The organism is Peribacillus sp. P4_D6 (assembly GCF_056401795.1).
This window is the reverse complement of record NZ_JBFUIQ010000016.1, coordinates 46,395-69,558: the sequence shown is the minus strand read 5'-3', so window position 1 is coordinate 69,558 and position 23,164 is coordinate 46,395. Positions and strand designations below refer to the sequence as shown.

Genomic DNA, 23,164 nt, shown 5'->3' with positions numbered 1-23,164 from the left:
GTGCTTACCTGAGTGCCGAAAGGAAGAATCCCATTCAAGTGGAGCATACTTATCGTAAATTGTGCCGATCTTTTGTAAAATAAAGAAAGTCGAGTTTATTAGGAAGAACAATTAGTTGAAAGGGATAGGGTTAATAATGATTGAAATGAAGGAAACGATATCATCAGGCAACGAAATGACTAAATCCAAAAGGCTRTTGATGGCTCTTATGCTAGGGTCTTTTGCAGCGATCGGACCACTGTCACTTGATATGTATTTACCGGGTCTCCCCACACTGGCAGAGGATCTGAAAAGCAGTACGTCGTTAGCGCAGCTAAGCTTGACTGCCTGCTTGTTAGGGTTGGCTTTGGGCCAAATTTATTTAGGGCCTCTAAGTGATGCAAAAGGAAGGCGTTCACCGTTAATCATATCTTTATCCATTTATTGCATTTCATCTCTGTTATGCGCTTTTGCTCCAACCATTGAATTGYTTTTATTATTACGTTTTATCCAAGGTATTGCGGGAGCGGGAGGCATTGTCATTTCAAGGGCCATAGTTCGTGACCTTTTTTCAGGAACGGATTTGACCAAGTTCTTCTCCATGTTAATGCTGGTGAATGGGGCGGCACCGATATTGGCTCCGGTTTTTGGCGGTCAACTTTTGCAGTTCACTTCTTGGCGGGGCGTTTTCATTGTCATTTCAGTATTAAGTATCATTATGGTTGCGGCTGCATTTTTTGGGATAAAGGAAACTTTATCGTCCAATCACAGGAGTGCTGGCGGGGTAAATGATACGATCAGGACTTTTGGGAACTTATTGAAGGATCGTGTGTTTATGGGCTATGCTTTTGCACAAGGATTCATAAGTGCTGCAATGTTCGCTTATATTTCCGGATTGCCTTTTGTTCTCCAGAACATTTATGGGGTTTCCCCACAGACCTTCAGCCYGATTTTTGCAATAAACGGGGTTGGGATCATCATCGCTTCACAAGTTGCCGGGAAGCTGGCTGGCAAGGTTAAAGAAGAAAGATTGCTTCAAATGGGATTATGCCTAGCTTTGTTTGGGGGAATATTGCTTCTTGCCTCAGTCCTTCTCGAAATGGGCTTGGCAGGAATCTTGGCCGCTTTATTCCTCTCCGTCTCCAGCGTCGGTATTGTCGGTACAACGAGTTTTTCTTTAGCGATGCAAAATCAGAAAAAAACGGCAGGCAGTGCCTCGGCTTTAATTGGCTTGCTTCCCTTCATATTAGGATCACTAATGGCTCCCCTGGTGGGGTTAGGTTCAGGTGAGTCGCCCTTGCCGATGGGAATTGTGATGGTAAGTTGTCATGTCATCGCCATGTGCGCTTATTTACTCCTTGCCCGTCGCGGGTTAAGGCGAGTTGCTTAAAAAGAAAAGCTGAAATCCTGATGTGGATTTCAGCTTTTTGCCTTTTTGATTCATAATAGTGATTCCGCTCCATCGATATAAACTTCCGTGCCTGTAACATGGGAGGACATGTCTGATGCTAGGAACAATACGAGATCACCAGCTTGTTCGGCAGTCCCCGCTTTCTTCGCCAGAGGCTGGGAGCCTTGCGGATATTCAATGGGAATCGTGATTTTTTTTAAGTTTTCATCTTCCGGGAATGTGTTATCGTGAATGTTCGTATCGATGGAGCCGGGACAAATGGTATTTACCCTGATTTTATATCTTGCCAATTCGAGTGCAGCCATTTTTCCGAAAGCGACTTGACCAGCTTTGGATGAACTATAAGCGGAAAAACCAAAATTCTTGAAATATCGGTTTCCATTGATGGAACTGTTGATCACGATGCTGCCGCCTGTTTCCTTCATGTAGGGAATGGCGTATTTGATGGTGAGAAAGGTGCCTTTGAGGTTGATGGTATGTGTCTGATCCCAATCTTCTGGCTTTATGTCTTCTATAGGGGCAATCACCCCGTTAATGCCTGCGTTTGCAAATACAAAATCAATTTTCCCAAAATGTTCATAGGCCGTTTTGTAGGCATGTTCAACTTGCTCAGCCTTGGAAACATCCGTTTTAATGATTAAAGCCTCTCGGCCAAGGTTCTCCACTTCTTCCTTCACTTTTTCGGCATTTTCGACTGTACGGTCAAAAAAGATGATGTTCGCGCCGTTTTCAGCTAGTTTCAGTGCAGCGCCCCGGCCAATTCCTGATCCCCCACCGGTAATTATGGCAACTTTGTTTTTCATTAATTCTGTCATACACTTCACACGCTCCTTTTAAGTCTTCTATTCCCAGTTTGGGAGTATGTAGAAACATCATGGCAGTTGTAATATAGAAAAATTATAAACGAATATTGCCTAAAAAATCCAATTTAAACAATTGCGGGTGTTCATTATACTTTGTTTTTCAGTGAAATGTCTGTATATTGAGGACATAATTAAGTTAGCTTGAAAGGGGATAGAGTGTTGATAAGATTAGGGGTAATAGGTACAAATTGGATCACGGAACGATTTTTGGAGGCTGCAAAGCATGTAGAGGGTTTATCCTTAACTGCCGTGTATTCACGTACAGAGGAGAAAGCCAAGGAATTTGCCAATAAATACGAAGTACATACGACTTTTACTAATTTAGAAGAAATGGCTGCCAGCGATGAAATCGACGCTGTATATATAGCAAGCCCTAACTCTCATCATTGCCGGCAAGCCGTGTTATTTTTACAAAATAAAAAACATGTATTATGTGAAAAACCAATGGCCTCGAATGCGGCTGAAGTAAGGGAAATGATTGAGGCTGCAAAACAAAATGATGTGCTATTGATGGAAGCGATGAAATCGACCATCATGCCGAATTTCGAAAGTATAAAAGGGAATCTGGATAAAATCGGGAAGATTAGGCGTTTCTCGGGAAGCTTTTGCCAATATTCATCACGCTATGATTCATATAAACAAGGAACTGTGCTGAATGCATTCAATCCGGAATTCTCCAGTGGCTCTTTAATGGATTTAGGCATTTACGTCCTCTATCCACTTGTTGTACTGTTCGGTAAACCGAATAAGGTGCAGGCATCAGGAACGATGCTTGAATCAGGAGTTGATGGGCAAGGTACGATTCTGCTTTCCTATGATGAAATGGAGGCAGTCGTCATGTTTTCCAAAATTACTGAGTCCAATTTGCCATCAGAAATTCAAGGAGAACATGGAAGCATCATCATTCAGAAAATTTCAGGACCGCAAGCGGTGGATATTCAGTATCGGAATGGAACCACTGAAAATATTTCCGTTAAACAGGATATGCCTACCATGTATTATGAAGCGAAGGAATTTGTTGATTTGATACAGCAGGGGAAAATGGAATCCGAAATAAATACATATTCGAATTCACTGTTGACTATGGAAATCATGGATGAAGCAAGAAGGCAAATCGGCATCGTCTTTCCTTCAGACCGCGGATAAGGCCAATCATGAAGGGGAAAAATGGATGTTACTGATAACCCTTAATTGGGTAGAACTCAGTACAGGGATAATTTTATTGTTGGAGGAATGGACATGAATTGCAAAATAAATCGCAATGCAGCAAAGGTCTTACAAAAGATGCTCAGCACTGAAGAAGCCGAAGGGAAAATGATTCGTGTATATATCACCCATATGCATGGCGATCATGCCCATTATGACATGAAGCTGGATACACCGGCAGAATATGATGAAATCGTCAAAACAGATAAAGATATCGATATTTTGCTTGATTCACGTGAAGAATTTCTGGATGGTGTCTGGATTAAATATTTTTATGTTCCAGAAGAAGGCTTTGAAATCACGAATCCTTCTAAAGAACCGCATGGACATCATCACCACTAATAGTAAAGGGGGAGGATTGGCATGAATCAAAAATACGAAAAGATCTTTCAACCATATATATTTTCATCAGGGGTAGAAGTGAAAAATCGTATCATGATGGCTCCTATGACCACTTATTCTTCGGATGACCAAGGGGTTGTAACCGATGATGAACTGGCCTATTACGCTGAGCGCTCGGCTGGTGTAGGTGCGGTTGTCACGGCATGTGCCTATGTATCTGCTGGAGGCAAGGGATTCCCAGGCCAACTAGGTGCAGATGACGATTCCTTTATCCCATCCTTGAGAAAACTAGCTGAAACGATTCAGTCCAACGGGGCAAAAGCGATCCTGCAAATATATCATGGAGGCCGTCAAAGTCCGCCCGAATTATTGCCTGATAACCAACCTGTTTCTGCAAGTGCCATTGCTTCCAGCGAGGAATCACCTGTACCGCGGGAAATGAATGAAGATGAAATACAAGACGTTATTAAGGCATTTGGCGAAGCAACAAGAAGGGCCATCGAAGCAGGTTTCGATGGTGTGGAAATCCATGGTGCCAATACTTACTTGCTTCAACAATTCTTCTCGCCACACTCGAACCGCCGTACAGATAAATGGGGCGGAACATTGGGAAAACGATTGATTTTCCCGCTTACCATTGTGAATGAAGTCGAGAGAACGGTTGCCGAGCATGCAGAAAAGCCGTTTATAATTGGCTACCGCCTTTCTCCTGAAGAAGGCAGCAATCCTGGAATCACTTTAGATGATACGATCCAATTCGTTGATAGATTAGCGAATCAAAACCTGGATTATCTACATATATCGGTAGGTCACTTCTGGAATGGCTCATTCCGTGAGAGTGATAGGACAAAGTCGCGCATCGTTAAAATTTACGATAAAGTAGGTAATCGTATCCCGGTGGTCGGTGTAGGTTCACTGCATACACCCGATGAAGTTGCAGAAGCCATGGAAACGGGGGTCCCTTTTATCGCCCTTGGCCGTGAACTTCTTATGGAACCGCATTGGATTGAAAAAATCAGGTCTGGAAAAGAAGCGGAAATACGGACTACCCTCTCAAAAAAAGATCAGGATGAACTGGTCATTCCAGATCCGCTTTGGGAAAAGTTGATCGGGATAAAAGGTTGGCTCCCGGTAGTGGAATGATTGCTAACATCTTTAATATGTGTAACCCGTCCCCAAAAGGTGGACGGGTTTTTGTATGTTCATATGCTACTAAGTATCGATCATCTTTTGCTAGAAAAAGAGAGATTGATTCAGCGGAATTCTGGATTTAATCATTCCGTGATAGTAAATACTATCTATAAGGCTTATGTTTTACGTGAACTAAAAATAATATTTGTACCAATGAATAAAATATATTATTATCAATTTAATAAGCAGGTATGAAAAGGGAGGATTTTTAATGAAATTTCCACACGATTTTTTATTCGGAGCAGCTTCTGCTTCTTTTCAAATAGAAGGAGCATGGGATGAAGATGGTAAAGGTATAACGAATTGGGATGTTTTTTCAAAGATTCCGGGGAAAACATTTGAAGGTACAAATGGGGATGTAGCGATAGACCATTATCATCGCTACAAAGAAGATATTAAATTAATGGCAGAGATGGGACTTGAATCATATCGCTTCTCCATTTCCTGGGCCCGTATTTTGCCAACAGGTGATGGGGAAGTCAATGTAAAAGGCTTGGAATTTTATAATAATGTGATTAATGAATGCTTAAAATATGGGATTGTCCCATTTGTTACGCTGTATCATTGGGATTTGCCTTTGACGCTTGAACAAGATGGGGGATGGACGAATAAGCGAACAGCTGAAGCATTCGTCAAGTATGCGGAGATTTGTTTTCGCGCATTCGGAGACCGAGTCAAACATTGGATCACGTTTAATGAAACGGTTATGTTTTGCGGTTTAGGGTATTTAAAAGGAGCGCACCCGCCTGGAATCCAAAACGATGAAAATAAATACTTTCAAGCGACACATTATGTATTTTATGCACATGCCAAAGCGGTAGAGGTATACAAGGCACTGAATCATTACGGTGAAATTGGGATTACCCATGTATTCCTGCCAGCTTATAGTATTGATGACAAACATGAAAATGTATTAGCTGCTCGGCATGCCAATGAATATGAAACCTTTTGGTATTATGATCCAATTTTAAAAGGTGAATATCCAGCTTATGTGGTTGAGCAATTAAAGGAGAGAGGCTGGACACCAAGTTGGACAGAAGAAGAACTGGATACGCTAAAAAGGAATGCGGAGAAAAATGATTTTATTGGACTCAATTATTACCAGCCCATTCGGGTGGAAAAATACCTGGAAGCCGTTTCAAACATGGAGCATTCAAGAGAAACATCTACTCTGGCTCCAGGGAACCCGTCTTTTGATGGCTTTTATCGGACTGTAAAAATGGAAGATAAAACCTATACAAAATGGGGCTGGGAAATCTCACCTGAAGGATTTTTAGATGGGCTGCATATGTTAAAAGAACGTTACGGCGATATTAAAATGTATGTTACAGAAAACGGACTTGGTGATGAGGATCCGATTATCGATGGTGAAGTAGTAGATGTTCCGCGCATTAAGTATATTGAGGAACACTTAAAAGTGATTAAACGTGCAATCAAAGAAGGTATCCATTTAAAAGGGTATTACGCATGGTCTGTCATTGACCTTTTAAGTTGGTTAAACGGGTATAAGAAGCAATACGGATTTATTTACGTGGATCATCATGATCAGTTAAAACGGAAAAAGAAGCTGTCGTTTCATTGGTATAAGCATATTATCGAGACGAGAGGAGAAGAGCTGTAAACTGAAAGTGTGTATTGGGGCAGAGCATGTTTTGAGCAATCTTTCTCAAAACATGCTTTTTTCCATTGTTCACTGATCAAGTTTCCGGTATGGGGAATTAGACCAAAGTTCAAACCTCCTAATTCGTAGTCTGAATCTCCGGCTTCAAATTAACTAGACTGGAAAAATGGTCCCGGATTGTAATATTAATGTAAAAATATTCAAAAAGTTGTAAACAAATGTTAACGTTTCTAACAATGTACAGTTTTACGTTTTACTGTATAATGTTGAAGCATGGTCGAGACCATGTCAAATAACCTTACAAAAGGAGATTATATATGACGATTATTTCTTAGTTTTGAAAAGTCCCCCGCTTGGTTTGTCCCGTTGAAAAATGCCTACAATAATTTGATTAATTTCAAACAAGTAACTCCCTCTAAAATGAAAGAATGTCATTTTCATGATGATGCTAGATTCCAATCTAAAAAAACGATTAAGGATGTGAGTTTGAAAAAGATGATAAAAGATTCTAGATTTCAAGGATATAACATGAAGGGTTTTCAAAAAGACGTGACGGCAGGATTGGTCGTAGGGGTTGTAGCCATTCCTTTAGGACTGGCTTTTGCAATTGCTTCAGGCGTCGAACCGATATACGGGTTATATACGACCATCATCGCAGGAATCCTCATTTCGATTTTGGGTGGCTCCAAGTATCAAATTGGCGGGCCGACCGGGGCATTCGTTCCTTTATTGTTTGGAATCGTTATGCAATATGGGTATGAAAGCCTGCTTATTGCCGGGTTTTTAGCGGGGATAATGTTAGTCCTGATGGGTCTGCTTAAGTTAGGTAATTTGATGAAGTTCATTCCCCGTCCTGTCATCATTGGATTTACAACAGGAATTGCGATAATAATCTTTTCAGGGCAAATTGCTAACTTCTTTGGTATGAAAGTGGAAAAACATGAAGCTTTCATGGATAACATGAAGGAACTGGTGATTAAAGCAGACACGATCAATCTATATAGTGTGATTGTTGCGATTATATGTTTTGTCGTCATACTGCTGGCACCTAGACTTTTGCCACGAGTGCCAGGACCGCTTCTGGGTCTGCTGATTTCCACAATTGCAGCTTACTTTTTATTTCCCGATAAGGTGGCTACGATTGGTTCTACGTATGGAGCGATTCCGAAAGGTTTTCCGGAATTCCAAGTGCCGGAGCTATCAGTGGAAGTCATTATCACACTCCTTCCAGTTGCTTTTACGATTGCCTTGTTAGGCGGTGTCGAGTCATTGTTATCCGCTACCGTTGCGGATAACATGGGGGGTACCAAGCATGATAGTAATAAAGAGTTGGTTGGTCAAGGAATCGCGAACATCGCGACGCCATTCTTCGGCGGGATACCTGCAACAGGCGCAATAGCCAGGACAGCTACCAATATAAAAAGCGGGGCAGCCTCCCCGATGTCCGGAGTCATTCACGGAATTGTCGTTTTACTGGTTTTGCTGGTGCTTTCCCCATTTGCAGCGCATATACCTTTGGCTAGCATGGCACCCATATTGATGTTTGTTGCCTGGAATATGAGTGAAAGAAAGGAATTCGCTCATGTATTGAAAACGAAGACGGCGGATTCTGCGGTTTTGCTAGTCACCTTCCTCATCACTGTCTTCACTGATTTAATCATGGGAGTGGGAATCGGCTTATTGATTGCATTCATCACCTTCATTGCAAAAATGAGCCACACGTTAAAGGTTAGGGAAAGAAGTCATGAGATTACCGAGATTGTTCCAATTGATAATTCGGATTCGAAGATCAATGTGTATAACTTGGAAGGACCTCTTTTCTTTGGTTCGATAGACGTCCTGGAGTCATCGATATTGGAGAACTTGGATAATAAGACGAAAGTGTTGGTATTAAGCATGCGCCGGGTAACATATATGGACACTTCAGCAGAGGCAGCACTATTGGCGATCGTTAATCGCATCGGAAAATATAAGGGGAAATTGATCATTTCCGGAATTCAGCAGCAACCAAAGGAATTGTTACTCAGCACTGGATTGTATCATAAAATAGAAAAACAGCACTTTTTTAAATCGAAGGAAGATGCCCTGTATTTTGCCAAGAAGCAGCTGAAGGGTAATTCGGATAAAGTAGTCTAATAGTTTCATCTTGAAGTCACCTTTTCGGATAGATATGTTATAGTATCGTTAACAGTAGATTTTTTAAAGAAGGTGACTATCTGGATGAATGTATATCGGATTGGCCAGCTTGCTGAACTTGCGAATGTTTCGAGAAGAACCATTGACTATTACACACAATTAGGAATGCTGAACTATGAAAAAACGGGGTCAAGATATCGGTATTACACAGAAGATGCTTTAAATCGTCTTCAAATGATTAATCGGTTTAAAGAACAGAATATGCCTTTGACTGAAATCAAGGAACGGTTACAAGTCTTGTCTGAAACCACTGTTGATTCTGAGCAGGTGCTCTTGATGGTGGACAAGCTATCTACAGACCTTAGAGGACTGGAGAATGAATTGCTGGAATTAAAGCCTTTATTGGAACAGCTCGATGAACAGCAATTAACATATGCTGCACAGCAGCTTTCCGTTCGGGGCAGCTCTTTATTGAGTATCCTTGCCATGCTTGCCTAAGATTTTTGCCGAGTTCAACAAAAAAAGACCTGATTGGGTCTTTTTTTTGTTGAACGGGTCATTGAAAACCATTATTTAAAATAACAATTCAAACTCCTGAGTATAACCGGAGCTTTATATACGATAGCATTCCTTTATTTTGGCTGAACTGACAATATAGATCTTTTTTCGATATAGATGAAGGATATAAGGGAATGGAAAAAGAAGAACTTACATATCTACTACTATATGAAGAGGTGATTGGGAATGATTGGATCAATAGTTACGACGGTAAAAGGACATCTTCAAGGTACTATGGAAAACGATATATGCGTTTGGCGTGGAGTCAGGTATGCGAAAGCTCCGATTGATGGACTGCGTTTCCGTTCTCCGGAGCCAGTTGATAATTGGAGCGGTGTCATGGATGCAGTGGATTTTGGTCCCGTTCCCCCGCAGCCGATGGATCGTGCGGTAAGAACAGGGATGAGCACAAATGAAAAAATGGATGAGGATTGCTTGTTCCTGAATATTTGGTCGCCTAGAGCTGATGATAAAAAACGCCCGGTCATGGTATGGATTCCTGGGGGAGCATATATAACGGGAGCTGGATCCCTTGATATGTACAATGGACACTTACTTTCTAAAAATGGAGATGTAGTCGTGGTAAGCATCAACTATAGGCTGGGGGCACTGGGATATCTGGATTTTACCGAGTTGGCAGGTGAAGGGGAAATATTTGAAAACAATTTAGGTTTACGTGACCAAGTTGCTTCTTTGAAATGGGTTAAAGAAAATATAGAAGCTTTTGGCGGCGACCCTGATAATGTTACGATATTTGGTGAATCAGCTGGTGGTAATGCGGTGACGACTTTACTTACTGTACCTTCAGCAAGGGGTCTTTTTAAGCAGGCCATTGCAGAAAGCCCTGCTCCGACATCTGTTTACGGAAAAGGATTTGCGCGCCAATTGAGTGGAAAGTTCCTTGAGATATTGGGCATTGGAAAGGGTGAAAGCCACCGGCTAAAAACCCTTCCGGTTCAAGAGATTGTCGCTGCCTCCCACCAACTTTTACAGGAAAATTCACAGGAAATGCCGGGCTCCCTAGCATTTGGACCAGTCGTAGATGGTGACTTCCTGCCCGATTATCCACTAGATTCGATTCGATCGGGAAGAACAGGGGGTATACCCTTGCTTATAGGAACAAATAGGGACGAAGCGACATTATTCGATCAGATGGCCCCCCCTCTAATCCCAACTAATACGGCGATGATTCATAAAATGTTCGAAAATACTGATCCGAAGGCGAAAGAGCGAATTACGAACGCTTATACAAACTACCCAGAAAAGGAAGCTGTACTAGGCATTGGCCGTGATGCGACTTTCCATATTCCCTCGGTTTGGTATGCGGAGGCATACAGCCGCTTTGAAAAAACATGGATGTATCGTTTTGATTATAAAACGGCGGCCATGCGCATAAGTAAATTAGGGGCGACGCATGGTATGGAAATCCCTTTTGCTTTCCAGACCTTCGACTCGGCATTCGGGAAACGGATTGTTTCATATGGTTCAAGGTCAGCTGCCCTAAAGGTATCCCATAGAATGCAGGGCCATTGGGTCAACTTTGCGAAATATGGAAACCCCAACCCCCCGGAAGGTGAAATTTGGCCGAAATATGATGAAACCAACCACTACACAATGATTTTTGATAAAAAGGATTATATTGAAAAAGATCCTGACGGAATGATAAGGTTGGCATGGGAAGGGGTAGGGATTTACAAATGAAAAAAAGTGGATTGGAAGGAAGCGGGGGGGATGGAACAAGTTCGGAAGAAATCCTTGAGGCTGACTCAATATCTTATGGATTTAATACAATTGGAATTAACGGGATATTGATTTGAAATTGGGAGCCCAAGGCATGAATCAAAAAGGGGCGGTCATATCATCCTTGAACATCAAGAAGCTGCGAGAATATGTAAAGCATTGAAACAAGAGGCCATCATTCCCGATTATCGTGAACCGAATATGATTCGTTTAACWCCTGTCGCTCTTTTTACCTCTTTTCAGGAAGTCTACGAAACTGTACAGGTACTAAAGAAGGTCATGGACGGCAATTTATATGAAAACTATGAAAATAAAAGGGGAATCATTGCCTAGAATGGGAGCAACATATGGAGAAAAATAAGCTTCAACGTGAATTATCATCGAATCAAATCACTATGATAGCCATGGGGTGTGCAATTGGCACCGGGTTATTTTTGGGCAGCGGCCTTGCGATTTCAACGGCTGGTCCAAGTGTACTTATCAGCTATGCAATAGGTGCATTCATTGTCCTTCTGCTGATGGGATGTTTGGCGGAAATGACTGTAGCCCATCCAACATCGGGATCCTTTGGAACCATTGCGGAAAAATATATAAGTCCATTTGCGGGTTTTGTTGTGAGGTATTCCTATTGGATAGCGAATGTTCTTGCCATTGGTGTCGAAGTGAGTGCCATCGCTGTTTATATGAAATATTGGTTTCCGGCTGTGCCTGGGAGCATTTGGATTGTCCTTTTTGCTGCACTGCTAATCTATGTAAATGCGACGAGTGTCAATACATTCGGCAATTTTGAGTATGTATTTTCAATGATCAAGATAAGCGCCATTGTCATATTCATTCTACTGGGGGCCTATGTGGTGATTGGCGCCGAACCTTCAAGCGGGATCGGTGTAGAGAACTATGCCAGTGATGGAGGTTTTATGCCTTTCGGATTTTGGGGGCTCTGGGTCGCCATATTCATTTCGCTCTTCAGCTTTTTAGGAACTGAGCTGATTGCGGTGACGGCAGGGGAAGCAAAGGACCCGGATATAGCCGTACCTAAAGCTTTGAAGGCAACTGTCTTCAGGCTTGCCACTTTTTATGTACTGACTATCGGGATCATGTTAATGATTGTTCCCTGGCAAGCTGCCGGTATTGATAAGAGCCCATTTGTCAAGGTAATGGAAATCCTGAATGTTCCCGGGGCATCTGGGATAATGAATTTCATTATTTTAACCGCTGCTTTATCTGCAATGAATAGTCAATTATATGCCTCCACCAGAATGATATTTTCATTATCCGAGCAACATCAGGCTCCAGCCCTATTTCAAAAAGTGAGCAGGAAAGGTGTCCCGCTAAGGGCCCTTCTCATATCCACTTTAGGAATATTTCTTGCTGCAGGAGTAAAAGTCCTGCTTCCGGATACTTCATATGCATTCATGATGGGGATATCGATGTTCGGAGCCATTCTAACCTGGTTCATGGTATTCATTTCCCATTTGTATTTCAGGAAGAGGTGGGAGAAATCAGGGGGCCGCAAATTACCGGTTAAAATGTATGGATTTCCATATCTAACGATTCTGGGTGCATTTCTTTTGTTTGCTTTGACGGTATCCACCTGGTTCACTGGCCCATTTAAAATCGTGCTCCAGTTCGGGGTTCCTTGGCTGATCTTTCTTTGCATCGTTTACTTATTGATGTCGAAATTCAAAAGAAAGTAAAGGGAAAGAGGGATGGTATGGATAAGGATCCAAGGGATGAACATCGTTTGGAAGAAAGTATGGTAACTGATTTTGAAAAAGATATGTCCTATGGGGAATATCTGCATTTAAATCAAATTTTATCAAGTCAGCATCGGCTTTCCGGCCATCACGATGAAATGCTGTTCATCATCATTCATCAAACAAGTGAATTATGGATGAAATTGATCCTCCATGAATTGACTGCGGCAACTGATCATATTGTGGCAGGACATTTGGAGCCGTCCTTTAAGATGCTATCCAGAGTGGCCAGAATTCAACAGCAACTAGTTCAATCCTGGAATGTGCTTTCGACATTGACGCCATCCGATTATATGGAATTCCGGGAGAAACTAGGAAACTCTTCAGGGTTTCAATCATTTCAGAACAGGTTGATAGAATTTGCGATGGGTCAAAAGAATTCGCAAATATTGGCCGTTTTCCGTCATCAGCCCGAGCTTTATGAGTCGATGCTGGCAGCCTTGAATAAACCTAGTATTTATGATGCGGCTATAGGGGCTTTGGCTGCAAGGGGTCTTCCCATTGATCAATCGGTATTGAATAGGGACTGGTCTGTCATTTATCAGGAAAATGCAAGTGTTGAAAGCGCGTGGCTGACCGTTTACCGTGATGTGCATAACTACTGGGATTTGTATGAGCTGGCCGAAAAACTCGTTGATATTGGTAGTCAACAACAATTCTGGAGATTCAATCATATGAGCACCGTAGAACGTATCATCGGCAATAAAAAGGGAACTGGCGGATCGTCCGGTGTAAGTTATCTGAAGAAAGTGGTCGAACAGCCATTTTTTCCTGAACTTTGGACATTAAGGACCAAACTGTAAGGAGGGGTGAACACATGAATCAATGGTTAGATATTTCTCAGCGCCTCAATGAAAATACGCCATATTGGCCAGGAGATACGCAATATTCATATCGGCTGAATTCATCAATGGCTGAAGGTTCTTCCGTCAATGTAGGGGAAATCCGGATGAGTACACATTTAGGAACTCATATTGATGCTCCCTATCATTTTGATGAGAATGGAAAAAAAATCATCGAACTCGATCTTGATTTATATATTGGCACTGCTACCGTAGTAAAGGTGGATGCAGCTGAAAGCATTGGCATTAAAGCTTTTGAAGGCATCGAATTGACAGGGGTCCGGCGGTTGTTGGTGGCAACAGGTCAATGGAAGGACCTTAGACGTTTTCCGGAATGGATTCCACCGGTTGAACCAGATTTAGCTCCCTTCCTTGCAAATAAAGGGGTTAGGCTCCTTGGGCTTGATTTACCTTCAGTCGACTGTCTCGACAGCAAAGAATTACCTGCCCACAATAAACTGTCAGGCTGTGGAATTCATATACTCGAAGGGCTGGTCCTTGATGGACTGGAGCCTGGGCTGTACGATTTGGCTGCATTGCCGCTGGCATTGGAAGCAGGGGACGGGAGCCCGGTCAGGGCCGTGGTGAAGAAGAAAGGCTGATGAGGGGGATAAAATGATGGGTAAAATTGGAGTTTACGGATCTTCCTTCGATCCGGTCACGAATGTGCATTTATGGACAGCATCCACCATTGCGCATCGTGCTAAGCTGGACAAGGTGATTTTTTTACCTTGCGCAAATGGCCGTATCGATAAACAGATGAAAACAAGCAATGAACACCGTTGGCAAATGCTCAAGCTGGCAATAGGGGGCAACCCGATATTCGAAGTCAGTGATTATGAAATTAATGAACGTGCCGGAACGAGTAAACAATATACTTGGTATACGATGGAATATTTTAAATCTCGATTTCCAAAAGACGAAGTTTACTTCATAATGGGTGCAGATTTACTTGAAGATATTGATAATCAGGAGCTGCCGGTACACTTACGATGGAAATTCAGGGAAAAATTGATTGCCAATCATAAATTCATCGTCATGGCCCGGGATGGAATCGATATGCTGAAAATCATATCCAAAAGTCCATTGCTAAGGAATTATGATGATGGCAATACATTTCACCTTATTGATAAAGGCCTTTCCATGGAAATCAGTTCTACATATATAAGGGATGAATTTGCAATGGGCGGGGAACCACGATATTTACTGCCCGATCAGTGTTATCAGTATATCGTGGAAAATAAGCTTTATCAAAAATCATCAAATTCATAATTATTGGCAAAGTATTAAAAAGGGCTCGATCTTCCCGGTGAATCGAGCCCTTTTCGTTTAGGGAATTTTTCAACCTGCAAAATGTGAATGAATTTAATTAAAGGGACATGTAATACCTAGTTGACAACTTGGTAAACTTTGCTTTATGGTAAGGATATACAAAAATCAAAATAATTGCTGATCAGAGAACTGAAGGCATACTATCTCCCGAAAAATAATTGAAGGGAAATAGAATGCCTTTTTTGCTGTAAAAAGAGGGGGAAGCTCATGAAAAAGTTGATGTTATTGACAAGTTTGATTTTAGCCTTCGGTGTACTTACTGGATGCAACTCGGAAAAAACGAAAGAGGACGGAACATCGAAGTCAGTAGAGCTTTTGAATGTGTCATATGATCCGACAAGGGAATTGTACCAGGAATTCAATGAAGCGTTCGTGAAGCACTGGAAAGAAGAATCAGGTCAGGATGTAACGATACAACAATCACATGGCGGATCTGGTAAACAGGGCAGGGCTGTCATTGACGGATTGGAGGCGGATGTCGTTACATTGGCATTGGCTTATGATATTGATGCCATTTATGAAGCTAGTAACCTATTAGCGAAGGATTGGCAAAAACGTTTACCTGAGAACTCGACACCATATACATCAACGATTGTGTTTTTGGTGAAAAAGGATAACCCTAAAGGCATTAAAKATTGGGATGATCTGATTAAAAAGGATGTATCCGTCATTACGCCAAACCCAAAGACAAGCGGAGGGGCAAGGTGGAATTACCTGGCTGCCTGGGCTTATGCGGAGAAAAATTTCGATAATGACGAAACAAAAGTGAAGGATTTCATGAAAAAACTTTATCAGAATGTTGAAGTCCTGGATTCAGGGGCCCGCGGTGCAACGACCACTTTTGTGGAAAGGGGAATCGGTGACGTACTGATCGCTTGGGAGAATGAAGCTTATTTAACACTGGAAGAATTCGGTGATGACAAATATGAAATCGTCAACCCTTCAATCAGTATATTAGCAGAGCCACCGGTAGCTGTTATCGATGAAGTGGTCGAGAAAAAAGGAACTAAGGAAGTGGCCGAAGCCTACCTGAAATATCTGTATACGGATGCCGGTCAGGAAATTGCCGCGAAAAACTTCTATCGTCCAAGGGATGAGAAGGTCCTCGCTGAATATGGAGACCAATTTGCCAATATCGATATGGTGACTGTTGATGATACATTTGGCGGTTGGAAAAAAGCCCAGGAAACACATTTTAATGATGGTGGCACATTTGACGAGATTTACCAACAGCAGTAAGCATGAAGGAGAAGGTGTGGCTTTAACATCTTCTCCTTCATAAATCAGAAAAAGGGTTGAGGCGAAGCGATGAATATAATGACTGAAGGTAAACGGACGAAAAAGAGGACCATACCCGGTTTTGGATTGACGATGGGTTTTACGCTGCTGTATCTCACCATCATCGTTTTGATCCCGTTATCGATGGTTTTTCTAAACACATTTTCAATGGGGTTCCAGGATTTTTGGGCGACCATAACTGAACCGAGGGTTCTCGCTTCTTATAAATTGAGTTTCTTGACAGCGTTAACTGCGGCCTTTGTTAACGCAGTTTTTGGTGTATTGATTGCCTGGGTGCTTACTCGTTATGAGTTTCCCGGCAAAAGGATCATCGATGGACTGGTTGATTTGCCTTTTGCCCTCCCGACTGCCGTTGCAGGAATCACGTTGACCACCTTGTATTCACCTAACGGATGGATCGGGCAATTTTTCAGCTTTAAAGTCGCTTTCACTCCCGCAGGGATCATCATCGCCCTTATATTTATCGGTCTGCCATTCGTGGTGCGGATGGTTCAACCGGTGCTTGAAAATATCGAAAAAGGGATGGAAGAAGCATCCGCCTCTTTAGGGGCGAATCGAATGCAAACATTCATTAAAATCATCTTMCCGGAATTGATTCCAGCGATATTGACGGGTTTTGCCCTTTCTTTTGCGAGGGCACTTGGAGAGTATGGATCCGTTGTCTTCATTGCCGGAAATATGCCATTTAAAACGGAAATTTCCCCGCTGATCATCATGACAAAGCTTGAACAGTATGATTATGAAGGTGCAACAGCTGTTGCAGCCGTCATGCTCATTATTACATTTATAATTTTGTTGACCATCAATATCTTACAATGGTGGACCGGCAAAAGATATTCAGGGAAGTAGGGGGATATGATGGAACATGATAATTCAGTGGTTGCAAAAGCGAATCACCCAGTCATTATTACGAGAAACGCAACTAAAGAGCCTAAATCCATACAGTGGATCCTCATTTCCATTGTATTGCTATTTCTCACTTTGTTTTTAGTAGTCCCATTAATCGCAATCTTTGTAAAAGCCTTTGAAAAAGGTGCCGAAGCTTATTTTGCGGCCATCGCCCATCCTGATGCCGTGGCTGCGATTAAGTTAACATTGTTCGTTGTCCTCATCACCTTGCCGCTCAATGCCATATTTGGAGTGGTTGCTGCGTGGACGATAACAAAATATGATTTCAAGGGAAAAAACTTCTTAATAACATTGATAGATTTGCCTTTTTCCGTTTCACCGGTCATTGCCGGGTTGATTTTTGTCCTTCTGTTCGGCTTACATGGAACACTTGGTCCACTGCTGCAATCACTTGACATTAAAGTGATCTTTTCAATACCAGGGATTGTCATCGCCTCCATTTTCATTACCTTCCCATTCATTGCGCGCGAATTGATCCCGCTCATGCAAAGTCAGGGGACGTCTGAAGAAGAGGCCTCACTCACGCTGGGTGCGGGAGGGTTCAAGACATTTTGGTATGTGACGCTTCCCAATATAAAATGGGGACTTTTATATGGAATCATCCTTTGCAATGCCAGAATAATTGGGGAGTTTGGAGCTGTATCGGTCGTATCAGGCCATATACGGGGCATGACCAATACGATGCCGCTTCATATTGAAATCTTATACAATGAATATCAATTTTCGGCCGCTTTTGCGGTTGCATCCCTGATGTCCATCTTTGCAATCATAACGTTGATCATTAAAAGCTTCATAGAATGGAAAACGGACTTTAAATCGACCAAAGCAAGTTAGGAGGAATGAAATGAGTATCATCATAGAAAATGTTACAAAATATTACGGGTCCTATCAAGCACTCCAAAACATCGATCTGGAAATAAAGAGCGGTGAACTAGTAGCCCTGCTTGGCCCTTCCGGATCGGGAAAAACGTCATTACTGCGTATCATCGCAGGCCTTGAGCAGGCTGAGAACGGAAAAATCCTTTTTAATGAAGAGAATTACACGCATAAGCATGTAAAAGATCGAAATGTGGGTTTCGTCTTTCAGCATTATGCCCTTTTTCGTAATATGACGATTTTTGATAATATCGCCTATGGCTTAAAGGTTCGCCCAAGAAAAACAAGGCCCAGTAAAGAAGTTATCGAACAAAAGGTTACCGAATTGCTTCAACTCGTCAAGTTGGAAGGATATAAAGATCGTTATCCATCGCAATTATCAGGCGGCCAGCGCCAGCGTGTCGCATTGGCAAGGGCACTTGCCGTTGAACCGAATATCCTCTTGCTTGATGAACCATTCGGGGCATTGGATGCCAAGGTGCGCAAAGAACTTCGTCGTTGGCTAAGAAGACTTCATGATGAATTCAATGTTACGAGCGTGTTCGTGACTCATGATCAAGAAGAGGCGATGGATGTTGCTGATCGGGTCGTAATCATGAATGAAGGGAAAATTGAACAGATTGGAACCCCGGAAGAAGTATATGATCACCCTGAAAATCCCTTTGTTTATGATTTTCTAGGCAGTGTCAATCTATTCAAGGGCAACGTGCATAAAGGGAAATTGGTTACTGGCAATGTAGAAATGAATGCCCCGGGCAGTGAAGATGGAGCGGGCACTGGTTATGTAAGGGCCCATAACTTTATCATAGAAAGAGAACCAGCGGAAAAGGATTCGATCGCATCCATAGTTGACCACATCCATACAATTGGCCCCATCGTCCGGATAGAAGTCATTCGTCAGGATACAAACGAACCGCTGGAAATCGAACTGACGAAGGAACAATATTTGAATCTGGAAATAAGCAAAGGGGAAAGGGTATTCGTCCGACCGAAAGAATTGAAAGTTTTTGTCGACTTTATGGCTGGAATTTAAGAGTGGGTCGAATCTTGACGAAAAAACCGCTGAAAGCGGTTTTTTTTATTAGGCTGTCAGTAAATCTTCCTCTATGATTGGTAAATGAGCTGCAATCTGTTCCAAAAGGGCTACCGTGCATTCACAGGTGGTGAGTTTTTGTCTGCCAATAGTCCATGGTCCCTTGGTGCTAAACACTAGATAGAAAGTCTTGCATCAAAATGCGAAGGTGATTATGTAAGATATTGGATGTTTTATCACGTGAAAAAGTCGAATCTTTATGTTTAATGTTAAAATTGAAATATAATTGTAATATTGTTATTACGTATTTGACAAAATCTGATGATATACTACGACTTAGATGAAAACATAGTAGAGTTTAAGAAATGTATTTAATATTATCTCAACCTTAGAAGATTACATAAAGAGTAAAAAAAATAGAGAAGAGTTCCCAGCAAATTGTTTTGACTAATCATTTTTCATAGAGAAAAAGAAGTGGGTCGATGGAAATGCAAGGGGAGGAAAGCAGGGGAAATGAGTTTGAAGAAAAAACTTATCGTATTGAACACGACAATTATGCTTGGATTAGGAAGCGCTTTTGCCATACCGTCTGTAAAAGCTGAATCTATCACGGATATTCAATCGCAACGTACTGGAATACAATCAGATATTTCAGAGGCAGAACAAGTTATTCAGCAATTGAAAAAAGAACAATCGAAAATGAATGCCCAAATTGCCCAGATCGAATCGGCAATGAAAGAAAATGACCAAAAAATCAAAGATACTAAACAAGAAATTAAAGACACCGAAAAAGACATAGAATCTTTAAAGAAAGAAATTAAAGCGTTGGAAGAAAGAATCGCAAAACGCGAGGAAGTCTTGAAAGAGCGCGCACTTTCTTTCCAAGAGAGCGGCGGGGACGTTGAGTACCTGGAAGTTGTTTTAGGTTCTAAAAGCTTTGGTGAATTCGTTAATCGTGTTGGGGCGGTAGCCACTATCGTGGAAGCTGACCAACAGATTCTTAGCGAGCAGGAAGCGGATAAAGCTGACTTAGAGAAAAAACAAGCGACCGTTGAGAAGAAATTGCAAAGCCTTAAGGATATGGAAGTAGAGCTTAAAGGCATGCAATCTCAAATTGAAGATCAAAAAGCTGAAACTGTCAACATGAAGGCTAAGATCGAAAAGAAAGAATCGGAAACAGAAGCGCTTAAACAATCTTTAGAGAATAAAGATGCTGGTCTAGAAGCACAAATAGCTTCCATTCGTGAAAATATCAAAAAAGAGGAAGAACGTAAAGCAGCGGAAAAAGCAGATCTTGACCGTGCTGCTGAAGAAGTGAATTCTTCAAATGCTTCCAGTGAAGAATCATCAAGTTCTTCTAGAGAAGAGTCATCAAGTTCTTCTAGCGAAGAATCATCAAGTTCGTCTAAAGGAGAGGCTTCGGCAAAAAGTTCTTCTAAAGCTGAATCATCTTCAAATTCATCTAAAAACAGTTCTGCTGCTAAACCTGCAGCAAGTAAAACCGAAACATCTAGTAAGCCAAGCAGTGCAAATACAGGCTCTGCCATTACAGCAGGTTATAAATATATCGGTAACTCCACATATAAATTTGGAGGCGGAAGAACGGCATCCGATATTGCTAACGGTCTTTTCGATTGTTCAGCGTTCGTTGCATGGGCTTATAAACAAGCTGGTGTGAACCTTACACCGAGTACGGATGCATTGAAAAATGCAGGACGTCAAGTATCTGATAGTCAAAAACAACCTGGAGATTTAGTATTTTTCAATACCTATAAAACTGATGGGCATGTCGGAATTTATGTCGGCGGCGGCAAATTTATCGGTTCCCAAAGTTCAACAGGTGTTGCAATTGCCAATATGGAAAGTGGATATTGGGCAGATGTATACAACGGCCGTGTCGTTCGTGTAAACTAATAGTTCAATAATAAGCAGGGGAGAAAATGCCCCTGCTTATTTTTTTGAAAAAAATCGAAAAAAAATGAAACTTATTTTGAATTTCAACGTAAATACTATAAGATAAAACAAGGATAGGTGATGTGGACTTTCAGTTAATCTGGGAAAAGATATAATGAAACAACATTCCATACTATTAAAACGGAGGCAAAAAAACATGATGAAGAAATTAATGGCTGCATTACTTACAATTACACTAGCATTCTCGCCAGTCGGCACGTATGTATTCCAGGATCATTCGGAGTCAGTCGATGCAAGGGGTTACAAGTCCGGAAAAAGAAGCTTTAACAGCAACAACAATAATAATTCGAATTTCCAAAATAAACAAACGAAGAAATCCGATGCCACTACTGCCAATAAAGCCAAGAGTGGAAACACATTCGCAAAAGGCGGCTTAATGAAAGGACTTATGCTAGGAGGATTGGCAGGTTTACTTTTTGGTAGCCTATTTGCCAATATGGGAATGCTTGGTTCTATACTTGGTCTATTAATCAACGTGATGGCGGTTGTAGTATTAATCGTTGTAATCCGTAAAATATTCACATATTTCAAAGATAAGAAGAAGAAAGAAGATCCAAACCCATGGAGAGGCTAAAGATTTCCGAACAAGATATCATCAATGCGGTTTGTGTTTACATTGCCCGTAAAAAGCAGGTACAACCTAATGAGGTGGAAGTGGAGTTAATGTATGATGATGATTATGGCTTTTCGGCGGAAGCGTTTGTCGATGGCCGGAAACAAGTGTTAATCACCATCAACTTGATAGAAGCGCTTCGTTTATGGCTGGATGAATATATGAATAAAGATCCATACTCAGGTATTGAACTTGTTTTGGATGATGATGAAGGTATAGTGGCTTTGGTAAGTGAAAGTAATAGATGAGTAAAAAAGGATGCCGTAACGGCATCCTTTTTTTATTTAAAAAGCTACAAGTCGTCAGGGAGAAGGAAAAGGAAAAAAAGAAAATAGAAAAATAGCAAAGTAAATTAAGCAAAATCCTCGATTATACATACTATTTCAAACTTAGAAAGAGTAAGGACGAAATATATTTTCCATTTGTTGCAATAAATGGTCCGTGGAAGTAGGATGGATATATGTTCAAGTCAAAGGAGGAGAAAAAGTGAAAGGGTATATAGAAGATATCACTTTTTTAAATGAAAAGGCCATAAAGTTCGGCAATGAAAAAGTGGAAGCGATCCTTGTACCATCTTTAGGAAGCAATCTGCTTTCATTGAAATACAAGCATAAGGATATTGAGTTGCTGCGAACTCCGGATAGTGTGGAGGAGTATAAAAAAGCTTCCATTTTATACGGAATGCCAATCCTGTTTCCTCCTAATCGAATTGAAGATGGTCAATTTACATATAAGGGGACTTCGTATAAGTTTCCAATCAATGAAATGGAAAAATCCAATCATATTCATGGTTTTTTGCATGACATGCCGTGGCAAGTCTGCAAAAAGGAAGTGAACGGGAAAGAAATCGTGATTAATACTGAATTCTCAAGCAGTGATTTTGATCTAAAAGGTAGCTTTCCACAAGATATCACTGTGAATATGTCTTTATCTTTAAGGGATGAAACATTGGAAATACAATTGGAAATCACCAACAAGGGCATTGAACCATTTCCGTGGGGAGCAGGTTATCATACTGTATTCAATTTTCCATTTGGACCAGTGAGTAAATGGGAGGATTGCAGAATATCTCTTCCCGTCAATAAACATTGGGAGTTGAATGAAAGATCATTGCCCACAGGTGCAATTCATGAAACGGCCAATACATTGGAAATCCAAAACGGTATTAGCTTGGACGGCCGGCAATTTGATGACTTATTTGGCTATGATAAGGAAAGAAATCCGGAAAACGAGTGCATTCTCACTGATCAAGAGGCTGGCATACAAGTCATCTATCAAGGCGATCAACATTTTAAGTTTTGGGTATTGTTCAATCAGGAGGGGTTCGTTTGTCCTGAACCATATACTTGGGTAACGAATGCTCCTAATTTGGATTTGCCTGCAAAATTGACTGGATTGAGGGAGTTATGCTCAGGGGAAACGGTACAGCTGAAAACCAGATTGATTGTGAAAGAAATATAAAAAACACCTAGGCATTTAAAA

22 protein-coding genes are annotated in these 23,164 nt (G+C 41.4%); 21 read left to right on the top strand and 1 reads right to left on the bottom strand.

Going from position 1 to position 23,164, the window contains the following annotated elements; all coding sequences use genetic code 11:
- The first annotated feature begins 136 nt into the window (after window positions 1-136).
- Complete coding sequence (locus AC1DVB_RS08165) at window positions 137-1,369, top strand: multidrug effflux MFS transporter (RefSeq protein WP_477588916.1); 1,233 nt, start codon at window positions 137-139, stop codon at window positions 1,367-1,369.
- Window positions 1,370-1,419: 50 nt separating this feature from the next.
- Here the strand turns inward: AC1DVB_RS08165 and AC1DVB_RS08160 are convergent, their stop codons facing one another.
- Complete coding sequence (locus tag AC1DVB_RS08160) at window positions 1,420-2,205, bottom strand: SDR family oxidoreductase (RefSeq protein ID WP_095679630.1); 786 nt, start codon at window positions 2,203-2,205, stop codon at window positions 1,420-1,422.
- A 207-nt stretch (window positions 2,206-2,412) separates the two neighbouring features.
- Here AC1DVB_RS08160 and AC1DVB_RS08155 point away from each other — a divergent pair, with 207 nt between their 5' ends.
- The 20 genes from AC1DVB_RS08155 (at window position 2,413) to AC1DVB_RS08060 (ending at window position 23,143) form a co-directional block, all read left to right on the top strand.
- The gene (locus tag AC1DVB_RS08155) at window positions 2,413-3,399 is read left to right on the top strand and encodes a Gfo/Idh/MocA family protein (protein ID WP_477588907.1); all 987 of its coding nucleotides are present in this window, start codon (window positions 2,413-2,415) and stop codon (window positions 3,397-3,399) included.
- 93 nt (window positions 3,400-3,492) lie between these two features.
- Window positions 3,493-3,801: an iron-sulfur cluster assembly accessory protein gene (locus tag AC1DVB_RS08150; protein ID WP_057278928.1), complete on the top strand. Its 309-nt coding sequence runs from the start codon at window positions 3,493-3,495 to the stop codon at window positions 3,799-3,801.
- 21 nt (window positions 3,802-3,822) lie between these two features.
- Window positions 3,823-4,944: an NADH-dependent flavin oxidoreductase gene (locus tag AC1DVB_RS08145; protein WP_430755895.1), complete on the top strand. Its 1,122-nt coding sequence runs from the start codon at window positions 3,823-3,825 to the stop codon at window positions 4,942-4,944.
- Between the two features lie 259 nt (window positions 4,945-5,203).
- The gene (locus tag AC1DVB_RS08140; protein ID WP_106027755.1) at window positions 5,204-6,613 is read left to right on the top strand and encodes a GH1 family beta-glucosidase; all 1,410 of its coding nucleotides are present in this window, start codon (window positions 5,204-5,206) and stop codon (window positions 6,611-6,613) included.
- A 495-nt stretch (window positions 6,614-7,108) separates the two neighbouring features.
- Complete coding sequence (locus AC1DVB_RS08135) at window positions 7,109-8,749, top strand: SulP family inorganic anion transporter (protein ID WP_057279038.1); 1,641 nt, start codon at window positions 7,109-7,111, stop codon at window positions 8,747-8,749.
- 84 nt (window positions 8,750-8,833) lie between these two features.
- Window positions 8,834-9,247, top strand: a complete 414-nt coding sequence (locus AC1DVB_RS08130; RefSeq protein ID WP_057278932.1) for a MerR family transcriptional regulator — start codon at window positions 8,834-8,836, stop codon at window positions 9,245-9,247.
- Between the two features lie 246 nt (window positions 9,248-9,493).
- Window positions 9,494-11,008, top strand: coding sequence for a carboxylesterase/lipase family protein (locus AC1DVB_RS08125; RefSeq protein ID WP_477588904.1), 1,515 nt, complete (start codon window positions 9,494-9,496; stop codon window positions 11,006-11,008).
- A gap of 117 nt (window positions 11,009-11,125) precedes the next feature.
- The gene (locus AC1DVB_RS08120) at window positions 11,126-11,380 is read left to right on the top strand and encodes a kynureninase/PvdN C-terminal domain-containing protein (RefSeq protein ID WP_412760473.1); all 255 of its coding nucleotides are present in this window, start codon (window positions 11,126-11,128) and stop codon (window positions 11,378-11,380) included.
- Between the two features lie 14 nt (window positions 11,381-11,394).
- Window positions 11,395-12,744 carry an amino acid permease gene (locus AC1DVB_RS08115; RefSeq protein ID WP_034314336.1) on the top strand — a complete coding sequence of 450 codons (1,350 nt, stop codon included), beginning with the start codon at window positions 11,395-11,397 and terminating at the stop codon, window positions 12,742-12,744.
- A 17-nt stretch (window positions 12,745-12,761) separates the two neighbouring features.
- The gene (gene kynA / locus AC1DVB_RS08110) at window positions 12,762-13,607 is read left to right on the top strand and encodes a tryptophan 2,3-dioxygenase (RefSeq protein WP_057278935.1); all 846 of its coding nucleotides are present in this window, start codon (window positions 12,762-12,764) and stop codon (window positions 13,605-13,607) included.
- Between the two features lie 14 nt (window positions 13,608-13,621).
- On the top strand, window positions 13,622-14,248 hold the full coding sequence (kynB, locus tag AC1DVB_RS08105; protein WP_057278936.1) for an arylformamidase: 627 nt from the start codon (window positions 13,622-13,624) through the stop codon (window positions 14,246-14,248).
- A gap of 16 nt (window positions 14,249-14,264) precedes the next feature.
- A complete protein-coding gene (gene nadD, locus AC1DVB_RS08100; protein ID WP_057278937.1) occupies window positions 14,265-14,918 on the top strand; it encodes a nicotinate (nicotinamide) nucleotide adenylyltransferase in 654 nt (217 codons plus the stop codon).
- 267 nt (window positions 14,919-15,185) lie between these two features.
- Window positions 15,186-16,217 carry a sulfate ABC transporter substrate-binding protein gene (locus tag AC1DVB_RS08095; protein ID WP_477588900.1) on the top strand — a complete coding sequence of 344 codons (1,032 nt, stop codon included), beginning with the start codon at window positions 15,186-15,188 and terminating at the stop codon, window positions 16,215-16,217.
- A gap of 78 nt (window positions 16,218-16,295) precedes the next feature.
- Window positions 16,296-17,126 (top strand): sulfate ABC transporter permease subunit CysT, encoded by an 831-nt coding sequence (cysT, locus tag AC1DVB_RS08090; RefSeq protein WP_477588913.1) that lies wholly within the window; start codon window positions 16,296-16,298, stop codon window positions 17,124-17,126.
- Window positions 17,127-17,135: 9 nt separating this feature from the next.
- Window positions 17,136-18,020, top strand: a complete 885-nt coding sequence (gene cysW, locus AC1DVB_RS08085) for a sulfate ABC transporter permease subunit CysW (RefSeq protein ID WP_095679634.1) — start codon at window positions 17,136-17,138, stop codon at window positions 18,018-18,020.
- A 10-nt stretch (window positions 18,021-18,030) separates the two neighbouring features.
- Window positions 18,031-19,095 (top strand): sulfate/molybdate ABC transporter ATP-binding protein, encoded by a 1,065-nt coding sequence (locus AC1DVB_RS08080; RefSeq protein ID WP_034314325.1) that lies wholly within the window; start codon window positions 18,031-18,033, stop codon window positions 19,093-19,095.
- Between the two features lie 513 nt (window positions 19,096-19,608).
- Entirely contained in the window at window positions 19,609-21,009 is a 1,401-nt protein-coding gene (locus tag AC1DVB_RS08075) for a C40 family peptidase (RefSeq protein ID WP_477588897.1), read from the top strand.
- A gap of 199 nt (window positions 21,010-21,208) precedes the next feature.
- Window positions 21,209-21,643 carry a hypothetical protein gene (locus tag AC1DVB_RS08070; protein ID WP_057279039.1) on the top strand — a complete coding sequence of 145 codons (435 nt, stop codon included), beginning with the start codon at window positions 21,209-21,211 and terminating at the stop codon, window positions 21,641-21,643.
- A complete protein-coding gene (locus AC1DVB_RS08065; RefSeq protein ID WP_034314323.1) occupies window positions 21,631-21,930 on the top strand; it encodes a YxcD family protein in 300 nt (99 codons plus the stop codon). Before AC1DVB_RS08070 ends, AC1DVB_RS08065 begins: the two co-directional genes overlap by 13 nt.
- Before the next feature lie 238 nt (window positions 21,931-22,168).
- Complete coding sequence (locus AC1DVB_RS08060) at window positions 22,169-23,143, top strand: aldose 1-epimerase (protein WP_057278944.1); 975 nt, start codon at window positions 22,169-22,171, stop codon at window positions 23,141-23,143.
- The last annotated feature ends 21 nt before the right edge of the window (window positions 23,144-23,164 follow it).